The sequence below is a fragment of the Streptomyces sp. M92 genome, assembly GCF_028473745.1.
GTDB lineage: Bacteria > Actinomycetota > Actinomycetes > Streptomycetales > Streptomycetaceae > Streptomyces.
Window position 1 is genome coordinate 2818321 of sequence record NZ_CP101137.1, and the last position, 13239, is coordinate 2831559.

At 71.4% G+C, this 13239-nt stretch carries 15 protein-coding genes; 8 read left to right on the forward strand and 7 right to left on the reverse strand.

The window, feature by feature from the left end; genetic code table 11:
• Positions 1 to 201 precede the first annotated feature (201 nt).
• Positions 202 to 1449 carry a L,D-transpeptidase gene (locus M6G08_RS12965; RefSeq protein WP_272587304.1) on the forward strand — a complete coding sequence of 416 codons (1248 nt, stop codon included), beginning with the start codon at positions 202 to 204 and terminating at the stop codon, positions 1447 to 1449.
• Between the two features lie 207 nt (positions 1450 to 1656).
• Here M6G08_RS12965 and M6G08_RS12970 read toward each other — a convergent pair whose 3' ends face one another.
• Positions 1657 to 2064, reverse strand: coding sequence for an ATP-binding protein (locus tag M6G08_RS12970; RefSeq protein ID WP_272587305.1), 408 nt, complete (start codon positions 2062 to 2064; stop codon positions 1657 to 1659).
• Positions 2061 to 2282, reverse strand: a complete 222-nt coding sequence (locus M6G08_RS12975; RefSeq protein ID WP_272587306.1) for a hypothetical protein — start codon at positions 2280 to 2282, stop codon at positions 2061 to 2063. Before M6G08_RS12975 ends, M6G08_RS12970 begins: the two co-directional genes overlap by 4 nt.
• 132 nt (positions 2283 to 2414) lie before the next feature.
• Here M6G08_RS12975 and M6G08_RS12980 point away from each other — a divergent pair, with 132 nt between their 5' ends.
• Together M6G08_RS12980 and M6G08_RS12985 are read left to right on the forward strand one after the other, a co-directional pair.
• Positions 2415 to 3260: a helix-turn-helix domain-containing protein gene (locus tag M6G08_RS12980; RefSeq protein WP_272591330.1), complete on the forward strand. Its 846-nt coding sequence runs from the start codon at positions 2415 to 2417 to the stop codon at positions 3258 to 3260.
• Positions 3232 to 3552 carry a DUF397 domain-containing protein gene (locus M6G08_RS12985; protein ID WP_272587307.1) on the forward strand — a complete coding sequence of 107 codons (321 nt, stop codon included), beginning with the start codon at positions 3232 to 3234 and terminating at the stop codon, positions 3550 to 3552. The genes M6G08_RS12980 and M6G08_RS12985 overlap by 29 nt, the downstream gene beginning before the upstream one ends.
• Positions 3553 to 3699: 147 nt before the next feature.
• Here M6G08_RS12985 and M6G08_RS12990 read toward each other — a convergent pair whose 3' ends face one another.
• The gene (locus M6G08_RS12990; RefSeq protein WP_272587308.1) at positions 3700 to 4638 is read right to left on the reverse strand and encodes a ketopantoate reductase family protein; all 939 of its coding nucleotides are present in this window, start codon (positions 4636 to 4638) and stop codon (positions 3700 to 3702) included.
• 219 nt (positions 4639 to 4857) lie between these two features.
• On the opposite strand from M6G08_RS12990, the gene M6G08_RS12995 reads away from it, so the two are divergent.
• Positions 4858 to 5757, forward strand: coding sequence for a LysR family transcriptional regulator (locus M6G08_RS12995; RefSeq protein ID WP_272587309.1), 900 nt, complete (start codon positions 4858 to 4860; stop codon positions 5755 to 5757).
• A gap of 13 nt (positions 5758 to 5770) precedes the next feature.
• Here the strand turns inward: M6G08_RS12995 and M6G08_RS13000 are convergent, their stop codons facing one another.
• Positions 5771 to 6652 carry a helix-turn-helix domain-containing protein gene (locus M6G08_RS13000; protein WP_272587310.1) on the reverse strand — a complete coding sequence of 294 codons (882 nt, stop codon included), beginning with the start codon at positions 6650 to 6652 and terminating at the stop codon, positions 5771 to 5773.
• A gap of 167 nt (positions 6653 to 6819) precedes the next feature.
• On the opposite strand from M6G08_RS13000, the gene M6G08_RS13005 reads away from it, so the two are divergent.
• Both M6G08_RS13005 and M6G08_RS13010 read left to right on the forward strand, forming a co-directional pair.
• Positions 6820 to 7860: an NAD(P)-dependent alcohol dehydrogenase gene (locus M6G08_RS13005; RefSeq protein WP_272587311.1), complete on the forward strand. Its 1041-nt coding sequence runs from the start codon at positions 6820 to 6822 to the stop codon at positions 7858 to 7860.
• A gap of 176 nt (positions 7861 to 8036) precedes the next feature.
• A complete protein-coding gene (locus M6G08_RS13010) occupies positions 8037 to 8864 on the forward strand; it encodes an SDR family oxidoreductase (RefSeq protein WP_272587312.1) in 828 nt (275 codons plus the stop codon).
• Here M6G08_RS13010 and M6G08_RS13015 read toward each other — a convergent pair.
• Entirely contained in the window at positions 8848 to 9903 is a 1056-nt protein-coding gene (locus tag M6G08_RS13015; RefSeq protein WP_272587313.1) for an aldo/keto reductase, read from the reverse strand. The genes M6G08_RS13010 and M6G08_RS13015 overlap by 17 nt on opposite strands.
• 179 nt (positions 9904 to 10082) lie before the next feature.
• Between M6G08_RS13015 and M6G08_RS13020 the strand changes: the two genes are divergently transcribed.
• Positions 10083 to 10673, forward strand: coding sequence for a TetR/AcrR family transcriptional regulator (locus M6G08_RS13020; protein ID WP_272587314.1), 591 nt, complete (start codon positions 10083 to 10085; stop codon positions 10671 to 10673).
• Between the two features lie 18 nt (positions 10674 to 10691).
• Here the strand turns inward: M6G08_RS13020 and M6G08_RS13025 are convergent, their stop codons facing one another.
• Positions 10692 to 11327 carry a hypothetical protein gene (locus tag M6G08_RS13025; protein WP_272587315.1) on the reverse strand — a complete coding sequence of 212 codons (636 nt, stop codon included), beginning with the start codon at positions 11325 to 11327 and terminating at the stop codon, positions 10692 to 10694.
• Between the two features lie 169 nt (positions 11328 to 11496).
• Between M6G08_RS13025 and msrA the strand changes: the two genes are divergently transcribed.
• A complete protein-coding gene (gene msrA / locus M6G08_RS13030) occupies positions 11497 to 12009 on the forward strand; it encodes a peptide-methionine (S)-S-oxide reductase MsrA (protein ID WP_272587316.1) in 513 nt (170 codons plus the stop codon).
• An 86-nt stretch (positions 12010 to 12095) separates the two neighbouring features.
• Here msrA and M6G08_RS13035 read toward each other — a convergent pair whose 3' ends face one another.
• Positions 12096 to 13214: a hypothetical protein gene (locus M6G08_RS13035; RefSeq protein ID WP_272587317.1), complete on the reverse strand. Its 1119-nt coding sequence runs from the start codon at positions 13212 to 13214 to the stop codon at positions 12096 to 12098.
• Positions 13215 to 13239: the final 25 nt, after the last annotated feature.

Consider the following 13239-nt stretch of genomic DNA (forward strand, 5'->3'; position numbering starts at 1 on the left):
CGGCAACCGCCGTCCGGGGTTTCGTCGTCTCACGGGACGCACGTACCGCCCCCGTGCCGCCGCACACCACCGCCTCCCGAGGAAACGTGGTGTGCCCCACACCGGAGACCGATGTGGAACGGGATGAACCGGTCGTAGCGTTGAAAGTCTTGACGGGGAATCTCGGGGTCACGGGAATCGGCGACGATGGAGAAGCGTGTGATGACGGACGGTAAGCGGCGCAAGGGCCTGGCGGCCGCGTCCGCACTGCTCGGCGGTGTGCTGGTGCTCTCGGCATGTTCCAGTGGCGACGCCGACACCTCCGCGGGTGGGGACGGCAAGACGTCGCAGGCCGAGGCCGACAAGGCGGCGGCCAAGAAGTCGTCCGAGGCCCAGATCAAGATCACTCCTGGGGACGGCACCGACAACGCCTCCATCAACAACTCGGCCGCCGTCACCGTGAGCAAGGGCACGCTCACCGAGGTCAAGATGACCGCCAAGGACGGCACCGCGGTCGAGGGCCAGATATCCGCCGACAAGAAGAGCTGGAAGCCCAGCGGCCAGCTGGAGCGCGCCACCACCTACGAGGTGACGGCGACCGCCACCGACTCCGAGGGACGCGCCGCCCACGAGAACGCGTCGTTCACCACGGTCTCCCCGAAGAACAGCTTCATCGGCACCTTCACCCCGGACGACGGCACCACCGTCGGCGTGGGCATGCCCGTGTCGATCAACTTCGACAAGGAGATCACCAACAAGGCCGCCGTCCAGAAGGGCATCACGGTCAACACCAGCAGCGGCCAGGAAGTCGCCTGCCACTGGTTCAGCACCCAGCGCATGGACTGCCGCCCCCAGGACTACTGGCAGGAGGGCTCCACCGTCACCCTCAAGCTGGCGCTCGACGGGGTGGAGGGCGCCGAGGGCGTCTACGGCGTCCAGCAGAAGTCGGTCACCTTCAAGATCGGCCGCAATCAGATCTCGTACGTCGACGCCAAGACCAAGCAGATGAAGGTCACGCAGGACGGCAAGACGATCAAGACCATCCCGATCTCCGCCGGCTCCCCCGAGAACAAGACCTACGAAGGTCAGATGGTGATCTCCGAGAAGTTCAAGGAGACCCGGATGAACGGCGCGACCGTCGGCTTCACCGACGACGACGGCGAGGGCGAGTACGACATCAAGGACGTGCCCCACGCCATGCGCCTGAGCACCTCCGGCACCTTCATCCACGGCAACTACTGGGGCAAGGGCATCTTCGGCAAGGCCAACACCAGCCACGGCTGCGTGGGCCTGGCCGACGCCCAGGGCGCCGACGACCCGAACACGCCGGGCGCCTGGTTCTACGACAACTCCATCGTCGGTGACGTGGTCGTCGTCCAGAACACCGGCGACAAGACCATCGCCCCGGACAACGGCCTCAACGGCTGGAACATGGACTGGGCCCAGTGGAAGGCGGGTTCGGCGGTCTGACCCCGAACGCACGCCCTCCCGCCGCGACTTGACCGGGCGCCCGTCACCCCCTCACCCGGGGGCGGCGGGCGCTCGCCGTTTCCCCACGACACCCTGTCCTGCGGTGCGGTACGACCCGACCGCCGCCGACGCCTGGCGCTCGGACTGCACGCCCTGGTCAACAGCGGCTACAGCGGGGGCGACGCCCCTCGCGGACATCGCGGACGCCTACCGCGCACTTCGGGTCGGGGCGGCGAGCTCGTGAACGGTGTCGTGCGGCGGCTCCCCCTCCAGGTCGCACCAGACCGTTTTGCCGTGCTCGTGCTGTTCCACGCCCCACCGAAGCGCCAGCGCGTCGAGGAGGGCCAGGCCGCGCCCGGACTCGGCGGTGGCGCCGGCCGGCCGGACGAGTAGGGGCAGGGCGCGTGGGTCGGGATCGGTGACCTCCACGCGCACCTGGCCGGTGGGCAGTTTCATGACGCGGACGGTTGCGGGAGTGCCCTCGCCCACGTGGTCGATGACGTTCGTGAGCAGCTCGGTCGCGCACAGGCGGACGTCGTGGACGTGGTGCCGCAGGAGGCGACGGAGTTCGGGGACCGCCTTCGGCGTGGCGATCAGGCTGATCTCGACGGTCACGAGGACGCCGCCTCGCGGAGTACGGCGGTGAGGGCGCGCGCCGCGGCGGTGTTGCAGTTGCCGAGCGAGACGAGACCGGTGGCCGGTGCGTACGTTCCGGCGAACGTCGGCAGGTCCAGGCCGAGGGAGGGGAGCGTGATGCCGTGCAGGGCGAGTGCTGCGCGGAGTCCCTCCACGCAGCGGGTCATGTCGTCTTCCGGACCGGAGGACTGGGTCATGGACGTACACCTTCCGTGTGCGCTCTGTGACGGTCCCCTCACACGTTGGCGTTGATCGCCCTACCGTGAAAGGGATCTCGCGTCGGCAGCCCGGAGTGCGGAAGAGGCAACGCCACGGCACAGCGCAAGGACATCGACGGCTCGACGAGCGTCCCGACCTTCTACGGCAAGGAGTTGAGATGGCAGCGGGAGCGGGCGGGGCTGTCGCTGGAGGCGCTGGTGGAGGGCAGCTTCTACGGCAAGTCGCACCTGAGCGACATCGAACGCGGGGAGCGCCGGATGCCGGCGGACCTGGCGCGGCACGTGGACCGGACGCTGGGGACGGACGGGTTCTTCGAGCGGCGGTGTGAGGATGTGCGGAAGGCGCGGCGGGCCGGTCACGCCGCTTACTTCGAACAGGTCCTGGAGGCGGAGAAGCGCGCCAAAACCATCGAGGAGTGGTGTCCCAGTCTCTTCCCCGGGTTGCTGCAAACCCCGGCGTACGCGCGGGCCGTCGTCCGGGCGACCCACCCGCTGGCTCTCGACGAAGACGTCGAGCCTAAGGTCAGCGCGAGGATGGCCCGTGCCAGCCTCTTCGAGGAGGACCACCACACTCCGACGTACTGGGTGATCCTGCACGAATCGTTGCTGCTTGAGCCGATCGTGCCGTCCGGGGAAGTGGCCGAACAGCTCGGCCGGATCGCGGAGCTGTCTGAGCGCCGACGCATCGTTCCGCAGATCCTCTCGCGGACATGCGGCCCGCACCCCTTCATGGTCGGGAGCGCGAAGCTGATGACCTTTCCGGACGCTCCCCCGCTCGTCTACACGGAGTCGCTGCACAACGGTGTCACCCTTGACGATCCGGCGCTCGTAGAGGAGTACCGCAAGTCGTACGATCGGCTCAGGGCCGTCGCACTGTCACCGGAGACGTCCCTGGCCCGGATCGAGGCAGCGGCAGGGGATTACCGAAATGGCAAGCAACCGGATCGACTTGAGTGACGCGCTCTGGGCGAAGAGCAGCTACAGCAACGGCTCCGGTGGCGACTGCGTCGAGGTCGCGAGCGACTTCCCCGGCGCCGCCCTCTGGCGCAAATCGACCTACAGCAACGACGACGGCGGCGAGCGCGTCGAAGTCGCCGACGGTATCCCCGGCCTGGTTCCCGTCCGTGACTCGAAAATCTCCCGCGACGGCGACGGCGACGGCGACGGTGACGGCCCCGTCCTCCTCCTCACCGCCCGCGCCTGGGTGCCCTTCGTCACGGCGCTGGGCCGGGGCGGCCTCACCGTGTGAGGCGAGGACGCCCCTCGCACGTAGCCCTCCCCGAAAAGCGTGAACACTAGGACGCTTTCTGTCCTCACCCCGCTCATCTGAGCGCCCAAATGACACTCTCCCCCCGACTGCTCACGCTTTTCGGGAAGGTACGTGCGCCCGGCACCCTCACTGCGCGACCGTACGGTGGCGGCGTTCCAGGTCCGCCACGAGCCGTGCTGCGACCGGGACGGACACGCCGTGTCGCCGGGCGGCGCGCAGAAGCGCGCCCCCGATGGCGTCCAGCTCCAGTGGGCGCCCTGCTTCGGCGTCCCGCTGCATCGACGACCTGGCGTCGGACGGGAACGCCTCGTACAGCGCCAGGGACCGGGCGACATCGACGGACGCACCACAGGCTCCGCCGACCGCCGCTGCCTCCTTGAGGACGGCGACCAGCTCCGCGCGGCGCTCGGTGCGAACCTCGCCGATCGTCATCCCGTACCACGTCGTGAGCAGCGCGAACGGCGCGAGGAAGGCCAGCTTGGTCCAGAGCAGCGCGGACTCGTCACCGGCTGCTTCGACGGTCACGCCCGCGGCCCGAAGGACCGCGCGCAGCGTCCCGAGCCGTTCGGCGGGGCCGGCCAGGTCGATCTCGGTGAACGGGCTGCCGTGTTCGACGACCCCCGGTGCGACACGGGTCGACTCGACCCGGATGACGCCCGGCACCACCCGGCCCTCCCCGAAGTGCCGGGTCAGCGCCGCGAGATGCTCCACACCGTTCAGGAGCGGCAGCACGAGCCCCTGGCCGAGCAACCCGCGCGGGACCCTCCCCAGAGCCTCCTCCAACTGCGTGTTCTTGACCGTCACCAGGCACAGGTCGACCGGCTCCCGCAGCTCGGCGGCCGCCTCCACCGGCACGGAGAAGTCGCCGAACTGAGCACTGCGCACGCGCAGCCCGTCCTCGCGCAGGACGGCCGCCGTGGCCGGACCCGCCAGACAGATCACCCGGTGCCCCGCACGGGCGAGCAGCGCGGCCAGCAGTCCGCCGACCCCACCGGGGCCGAGTACGGCCACGGTCCACGGCGGTGCGGGGGCGGGCGCGTCCGGACGTACGGGAGAAGTGGGCATGGGCGAGGTCCTTCCGGCGGCTCGGGCCTCCGGCTGCACGGCAGACGGGGCGGCAGGGCGGTCGCCGGGTCGGCACCCGGACGGCGCCGTCGCTCGGTCCGGAGCCGAGCGAGGGCACCGGACGGGTTGCCGCCTGGACCGCAGTACGATCCTGATGGCCCGCAATACCCCAGTCAATCCTGGGAATTGCTCGCTGTCCCCAAGCTGTACCTTGGGTCCATGACCCTGGACGACCTGCGCGTGTTCGTCGCCGTGTGCCGGGCCGGGAGCCTCAGCGCCGTGGCCCGGGACCTGGGCTGTACGCAGTCGGCGGTGAGCCAGCACGTGAAACGGCTGGAGCGGGAGAGCGGCGCGAGCCTGCTGGAACGCCGGCCACGCGGAGTCGTGCCCACGGCCGCGGGGCGCATCCTGTGCGAAGCCGCCGCCGACGGGATCTCCGGTCTCGATCTCGCGCTGCGCCGCCTCAAAGACCTCGTCGACGGAGAAGGCGGCTCGGTACGGGTCACCACCGGCGGCACGACCGTGCGGCACTTCATGGCCGAGGCGATCGTCTCCTTCCGCCACCGGTACCCCAGGGTGAGCCTGGAGTTCCGGACCGAGACCTCCAGCCGGAACTGTTTCGACGCACTGCTCTCCAGCGACCTGGACCTGGCCTGGATCACCATCGGCGGTTCGGTACGCGGGATAGAGCAGCGGCCCGTCCTCGACCTGCCCTGGGTGCTCGCGGCCCGGGCGGACGACCCGCTCGCGGCGCGCGGGCACGTCGAGGTGACCGACCTCGTCGACAGCCACCTCGTCCGCCTGCCCCCGAACTCGACCTCGGGCGGCCTGCTGGAGGAAGCCTTCAGGGAACTGGGCGTCGGGACCGGCTCGAACACGAGCGTCGCCGACTGGGACACCGCCCTGCTGCTCGCCGAACTCGGCCTGGGACACGCCGTCGTGCCCGCCGTACCGGGTCTGCCCGCCGCCAAGGAGAACGGGCCGCTGCGCCTGGTCCCGATCCCGGCGTTGCCGCCGCTGTCGGTCGGCTGGGCGGTACGCCGCTGGGACGCGCTGTCGCCGCCGGCCCGGGCCTTCGCCGACATCGTCGCGGGAGACGTGCCTTCGTCGCGGCGCTGAAATCAGGGCACGTTCACGGCGTGACCGTGGTGGTGGCCGCCGCGTCCGTCCCCCAACTGGCCAGCAGCCGCAGTCCCTCCGCCGACGGCGAGCCCGGCTCGGCGTGGTACGTCACGAAGCACTGCTCCTCGTCGTCGACCAGGCGGAACGCCTCGAAGGACAGGGTCAGGTCACCGACCAGCGGGTGCCGCATCCGCTTGACGCCGTAGCTCTTCTCCTTGACGTCGTGCGTGGCCCACAGCCGCCGGAACTCCTCGCTCTTCACGGACAGTTCGCCGACCAGCGCGGAAAGCCGCGGATCGTCCGGGTGCCGGCCCGCGTCCATGCGCAGGAAGCTGACCATGTCGTACGCCTTCTGGTCCCAGTCCACGAACAGATCGCGGTAGTCCGGGTTCAGGAAGACCAGCCGCGCCCAGTTCCGCTCCGCGGCCGGCAGCTTGCCCCAGTCGCCGAAGAGGGCCGCCGCCATCCGGTTCCAGGCGAGGATCTCCGAGCGGCGGCCCGTCACGTAAGCGGGCACCGTCTCGATCGACTCCAGCAACTGGAGCAGCGCCACCCGCACCGGCTGCTTGCCCCGCGGGGCCCCGGCCCGTCGGCGCTGCTGCTTCGGCCTCGCCAGATGCGTCAGGTGGGCCTGTTCCGCGTCGGTCAGCCGCAGGGCACGCGCGATGGCGTCCAGGACCTCCGCCGACACGTTCTGCCCGTTGCCCTGCTCCAGGCGCGTGTAGTACGCCACCGAGACCCCGGCCAGCTGTGCCAGCTCCTCGCGCCGCAGCCCGGGTACCCTGCGGTGCCGCCCGAAGGACTCCAGGCCCACGTCCTGCGGCTTCAGCCGGGCCCGCCGGGTGCGCAGGAACTCGCTCAGTTCGGCCCGCCGGTCAAGCTGTCCATCCATGCTTCCAGTATCGCCGGACGTATTCCCGGTCGTACGCACATGAGCCTGTCCCCGCCAGTGGTACGCACGCCGGTCGTACGCAAAGGCGTGGTCTGGGTGGAACCGCAGGTCACAGGCAGGGTGGAGGCATCACCCAGTCAAGCCAAGAGAATCCCGGAGAACCCGGCATGACCACTGTCGCCGCGTACGCAGCACCCGCCGCCAAGGCTCCGCTGGAGCGCACCACCATCGAGCGGCGCGAGGTGGGCGAGCACGACGTCCTGATCGACATCAAGTTCGCCGGCATCTGCCACTCCGACATCCACCAGGCCCGCGAGGGCTGGGGCGAGGCCATCTTCCCGATGGTCCCCGGCCACGAGATCGCCGGTGTCGTCGAGGCCGTCGGCCCCGGTGTCACCAAGTTCAAGGTCGGCGACCGCGTCGGCGTCGGCTGCCTCGTCGACTCCTGCCGCGAGTGCGAGAACTGCAAGGCCGGCATGGAGCAGCACTGCCTCAAGGGCAGCGTCGGCACGTACAACGCCGTCGGCTACGACGGTGAGCCCACCTACGGCGGCTACTCGCAGCAGGTCGTCGTCGCCGAGGCCTTCACCGTCCGCATTCCCGACGGGCTGTCGCTGGACGTGGCCGCGCCGCTGCTGTGCGCGGGCATCACCACGTACTCCCCGCTCAAGCACTGGGGCGCCGGCCCCGGCAAGAAGGTCGCCGTGATCGGCCTGGGCGGCCTCGGCCACATGGGCGTCAAGATCGCGCACGCGATGGGCGCCGAGGTCACCGTCCTGTCCCAGTCGCTGCGCAAGAAGGACGACGGCCTGAGGCTGGGCGCCGACCACTACTACGCGACCAGCGACGAGCAGACCTTCAAGGACCTGGCGGGCACCTTCGACGTGATCCTCTCCACGGTCTCCGCGCCGCTCGACTTCGGGGCCTACCTCGGTCTGCTCAGGACCGGTGGCGCCCTGGTGAACGTCGGAGCCCCCGAGGAGCCCATCGCGCTGAACCTGTTCTCGCTCATCGGCGGCAACAAGACCCTCGCCGGCTCCATGATCGGCGGCATCGCCGAGACCCAGGAGATGCTGGACTTCTGCGCCGAGCACGGCCTCGGGGCCGAGATCGAGCTGATCGCCGCGTCCGAGATCAACGAGGCCTACGAGCGGGTCGTGGCGAGCGACGTGCGGTACCGCTTCGTGATCGACACGGCGACGATCTGACGCCGGGGGAGGGCCCCGCGAAGAGACGAGGAAGAGGCCTCGGAAAAAATCTCGCCCTCCCTGTCACACTGCCGCCCCGCCCCGGGTCATACCGCCACGGACACACAAGGCGGACGTCCGGGCGGGGCGGACCCACACCCGCTCCCCCGGACGCCAGGACCCCGGGAGCAGCAGCCATGACGTACCCCTCGACCCCCTCCGAGCCCGCCACCCCCCTCCTGGTCACCGGTGGCACCGGCACCCTCGGCGGCCACGTCGTCCCGCTGCTGCGGGCGGCCGGCCGCGAGGTGCGGATCCTCACCCGGAACCCCCGCCCCGACGCGGACGGCGTCACGTACATGACCGGCGACCTCCTCACCGGGGAGGGCGTCGAGGCCGCCGTCGCCGGCGTGCACACGGTGCTGCACCTGGCGGGCGGCCCCAAGGGCGACGACGAGGCGACCCGCACCCTGGTGCGCGCGGCCGCCGGGGCGGAAGTACGGCACCTCGTGTACATCTCGGTCGTCGGTGCGGACGGCGTCCCGCTGGCGTGGCTGCGGACGAAGCTGGAGTCGGAGCGGGCCGTCGCCGAGTCGGGCATCGGGTGGACGGTGCTGCGGGCGGCCCAGTTCCACGAGCTGACCCTGACGATGATCGAGAAGATGGCCAAGCTGCCGGTACTGCCCGTCCCCGGCGGCCTGCGCCTCCAGCCCGTCGACTCCCGCGAGGTCGCCGCCCGCATGGCCGAACTGGCCCTCGCGGCCCCCGCCGGCCGCGTCCCCGACCTGACCGGCCCCGAGGTCCACGACCTGCCCGCCCTGGTCCGCCCCTACCTGGCCCTGCACGGCCGACGCCGCCGCCCGCAACTGCCGGTCCGCATCCCCGGCAAGGCGGGCCGCGCCTACCGCGCGGGCGCCAACCTCACGCTGGAGGGCGCGCGGACGGGCCGGCGGACGTGGGAGGAGTTCCTGAAGGAGCGGGCCGGACGGGCGCGGGAGGGCGCGTCGGCTACCGCGCGTTCGTGAGCCCGGCCGGGACCGGGGCCGGGCGCCGCCGCAGCGACGGGTCGAGCAGCGCGGGCGGCGTGTCGAACTTCTCGTGCGCCGCCAGGTCGGTGCCGGGCGCGACGATCTCGTCGATCGCGTCCAGCACGTCGCCGGGGAGCACGGTGTCGGCGGCGGCGAGCTGCGCGTGCAGGTGGTCCAGGGTGCGGGGGCCGATGAGGGCGCTGGTCACGGCGGGGTGCGCGGTCACGAAGCCGAGGGCGAGCTGGATCATGGTCAGTCCGGCCTCGTCGGCGACCCTGGCCAGCCGCTCGACGGCGTCCAGCCTGGCCTTGTTGGCGGGCAGCGAGGTGTCGAAGCGCTCCGGCATGAACGCCGACCGGTGGGTGGTGATCTCCCGGCCCGCCCGCACCGCGCCCGACAGCCATCCCGACGCCAGCGGGCTCCACGCCAGCACGCCGAGCCCGTACTCCTCGGTCACCGGCAGGACGTGGCTCTCGATCCCGCGCTGGAGGACGGAGTAGCTGGGCTGCTCGGTGACGTAACGGCCCAGGCGGTGTTCGCGGGCGGCCCACTGGGCCTGCACGATGCGGTACGCGGGGAAGGTCGAGGACCCGAAGTAGCGGATCTTCCCCGCGCGCTGGAGGTCGGTCAGTGCCGACAGGGTCTCCTCGTCGCTGGTCTCCGGGTCCCACCGGTGGACCTGGTACAGGTCGACGTGGTCGACGCCGAGGCGGCGCAGGCTGTCGTCGAGCGCGGTGACCAGCCAGCGGCGCGAGGCCCCCCGGTGGTTGCGCTCCTCGCTCATCGGCATGACCGCCTTGGTGGCCAGCACGATGTCCTCGCGGCGGCCGGCGACGGCCTTGCCGACCATCTCCTCCGACTCGCCCCGGCCGTACATGTCGGCGGTGTCGATGACGTTGACCCCGGCCTCCAGGGCGGCGTCGACGATGGCGGTGGCCTCGTCCTGGGTGGTGCGGCCGATGGCGCCGAAGTTCATGGCGCCGAGCGCGAGGGAGCTGACCTGGACGCCGGTACGGCCCAAGGTGCGGTACTGCATGATCGTGTTCCTCCGTCGAGGGAAGGGGGCGGCGCAGCGGTGCGCGCGGGCGCACGGCATGGCACGGCACGGCACGACGGCTCCGGGCTCTGGCATCATGGGCAACCGGAACGCCGTCCCGTTTGACGATACGGAACGGTGTCCCGTTTAGCAACGCCGGGATCTGGAGGGACGAAGCGATGGTGGACGCCGACGAGGCCGCGGGACGCACCGGCCGCCCCAAACGGGCGGATGCCCGGCGCAACCAGGAGGCCCTCCTGGACGCGGCCGCCGCGGTTTTCGTGAGGTCCGGCGTGGAGGCACCGGTCCGGGACATCGCGGCCGAGGCGGGCGTCGGTACGGCCACGATCTACCGCCACTTCCCGACGCGGGCCGACCTCATCATCGGCGTCTACCGGCATCAGGTGGAGGCCTGCGCCGAGGCCGGTCCCGCGCTGCTGGCGAGCAGTCCGACCCCGTACACCGCTCTCGCGCGCTGGATCGACCTCTTCGTCGACTTCCTGGTCACCAAGCACGGCCTCGCCGGCGTGCTCCAGTCCGGCGACGCCGGTTTCGAGACACTGCACGCGTACTTCCTCGACCGCCTGGTGCCGGTCTGCACCGGCCTCCTCGACACCGCGGCCGCCGCCGGCGAGATCCGCTCCGACCTGTCCGCCTACGAACTCATGCGCGGCGTCGGCAACCTCTGCATCGGCGCGGAGAACGACCCGCGCTACGACGCCCGGCGCCTGGTGGGGGTGCTGGTGACGGGGTTGCGGCGGGGGGAGTGACCGGAAAGCCGCGGGACATCACTCGGCACCGCCGGGGCGCTCCGTGTCCGTCCCGCGCGTCCACAGGGAGAGGTCGCTGCTCGTGGCCACCGCGAGCGTGCGACCGGAGGGTGAGAAGCCGGCGGCACGGAACGTCGAGTGGTGCGAGTGGAAGATGTGCCACCAGCGCTCCCCGTGCGGACCGGTGTGGAAGCCGTCGCCCCTGGACAGCAGGACGCGCTCGTGCGGCCACGCCGGGGTGACCACGTCCAGGCACCAGCCGTCCCCGGTGGTGGTGTGCAGTCCGCCGCCGAAGAGCCCGGCGATGCGTACGCGGTTCCCGGCGGCGGGCCCCAGTCCGGGGCACGACAGGTCGGCGACGGCGTCGGGGGTGCTGTCCTCGGGATCGGGGTCGCGGTCCCTGGCGATCTTCTGGCCGGTGACGGCGTCGAAGAGGCCGTGCCCGTCATCGGAGACGACCATCACCAGATCCTGACCGGTGTGCGGATGCGTCGCGAAGCCGATCCCGAGCAGACCGCCGACGGGCACGCCGTACCGGTACTCGAAGACGGGCCGCCAGGGGTCGGGTGCGGCGACCACGGGCGCCGCGAGCAGCCGGTCCCGCAGCGACCGCTGGTGGGCGGTGAGTTCCGGCTCCTTCGTCCACTCCGTCACGGATCCATGATCCATGACTGGGCGGGAGAGCCGTGCCGATTGCCGCATGCCCCCGAGGTGGCGCGGAATCGCCCGCGGCGTTCACGCGTTGAGGAAGGTGGACGTGGGATGTCGGTGTGCGAGCCGAGTAGCCCCAGTGATCAGAGTGACGGAAAATTGGAGGGCCGCGATGGCCGCGCAGACGCAGAGGGCCGTGCTTGCGGGCGGATGCTTCTGGGGGATGGAGGAGCTGGTCCGGCGGCTCCCGGGCGTGACGGCGACCCGGGTCGGATACACCGGGGGTGACGTGCCGAACGCGACGTACCGCGATCACGGTACGCACGCGGAGGCCATCGAGATCCTCTTCGACCCCGAGCAGACCGACTACCGCACGCTCCTGGAGTTCTTCTTCCAGATCCACGACCCGAGCACCAAGAACCGCCAGGGCAACGACATCGGCACGAGCTACCGCTCGGCGATCTACTACGTGGACGACGAACAGAAGCGGGTCGCCGAGGACACGATCGCGGACGTGGACGCCTCCGGGCTGTGGCCGGGGAAGGTCGTCACCGAGGTGGAGCCGGTCGGCCCCTTCTGGGAGGCCGAGCCCGAGCACCAGGACTACCTCCAGCGGTACCCGGACGGCTACACCTGCCACTTCCCGCGCCCGGGATGGCGGCTGCCCGCCCGCTCCGAGGGCTGACGGGACCGGAGAGTCAAACGGGAGGACGGCCCGGCGGTGATGCCGCCGGGCCGTCCTCCCGCGTCGGGTCGCCGGTGCCCGGGCCGTCAGTGGGGGAGTGTCGCCGGGCTCCCGCCGTTGGCCTCGTAGCCCGCCACCGCCAGGGCGCGGTAGACGGCGAACTCCCCGGCCGGGTCGGGGGACAGGGTCCAGGGCAGCGCGCCCACGTGGCCGTCGATCACTATCAGCTGGTTCATGGCCTCGGACCAGCGTTCGCCGCGGACCAGGAAGAACACCAGCAGATGGCGGACGTGCGCCTGCATCGGGTCGTCGGGGCGGGCCGAGTGCACCGCGTGCAGCGCGCCGTGCACCGCCTTGGTGACGACCTCGCTCTGGTGGAAACTGCGGACCATGGTGATCTCGGGCAGGTGCTCGAAGACCGCGAAGAGGGGCATCGCCGCGAGGAGGGAACCGTGCGGTGCGCGGGCGGCCGCGGCCTCCGCGAAGGAGTACGCCAGCTCGCGGGAGCCGTGCCACTTCTCGCACCAGTAGTGCAGGGCGGCCAGGTGCGCCCCCATGTGGTTCGGGGCGCGGTCGAGGATCTTCAGCCAGAGCTGTTCGAACTCCTCGCGCGGATAGCCGAGCCCGCGGGCCACCGACAGCTCGACGATGTAGGGGACCGGGTCGCCGGGGGCGAGCAGCGCCGCCTCCCCGCAGGCCGTCCTCGCCTCCTCCATGATGATCCGGAACTCGTCCGTGCCCGGCGTCGCCGTCCGCCACGCCTGCTGCACCAGGAACTCGGCCTGCACGGCCGCCCCGCCGGCGTCCTTGGGGGCCTCGGCCCGCCACACCCGCAGCCACTGGCCGCCCGGCGTCTCACCGACACCGCCGGGCCGCTGCGCCAGCTCCAGCGACGCGGCGCCGGCGAAGGCCTGCACACGCTGCCAGCGCCGCTCGCCCTCGGCCTCCGTGCCGGCCAGGAGCTGCTGGGCCCCCCGGTAGTCCTGGGTGCGCTGCACCAGGTCCAGGACCTCCAGCAGGTCCTGGTCGGGACCGGGCATGCGGATGTCGAGCTCCTCCTCGCGGGCGAAGCCGTAGTTCGCGGGATCCGCCGCGTCGGGGTGGCCGGGCGGGACCAGGCCGACCGCGCCCCGCCGGCGCCGCAGAAGGGGGACCAGCACCACGGCCAGCATGGCCAGTGCCATCAGGACCCAGAGAATCTCCATGTCTCAAGCGAACCAGACCGCGCCG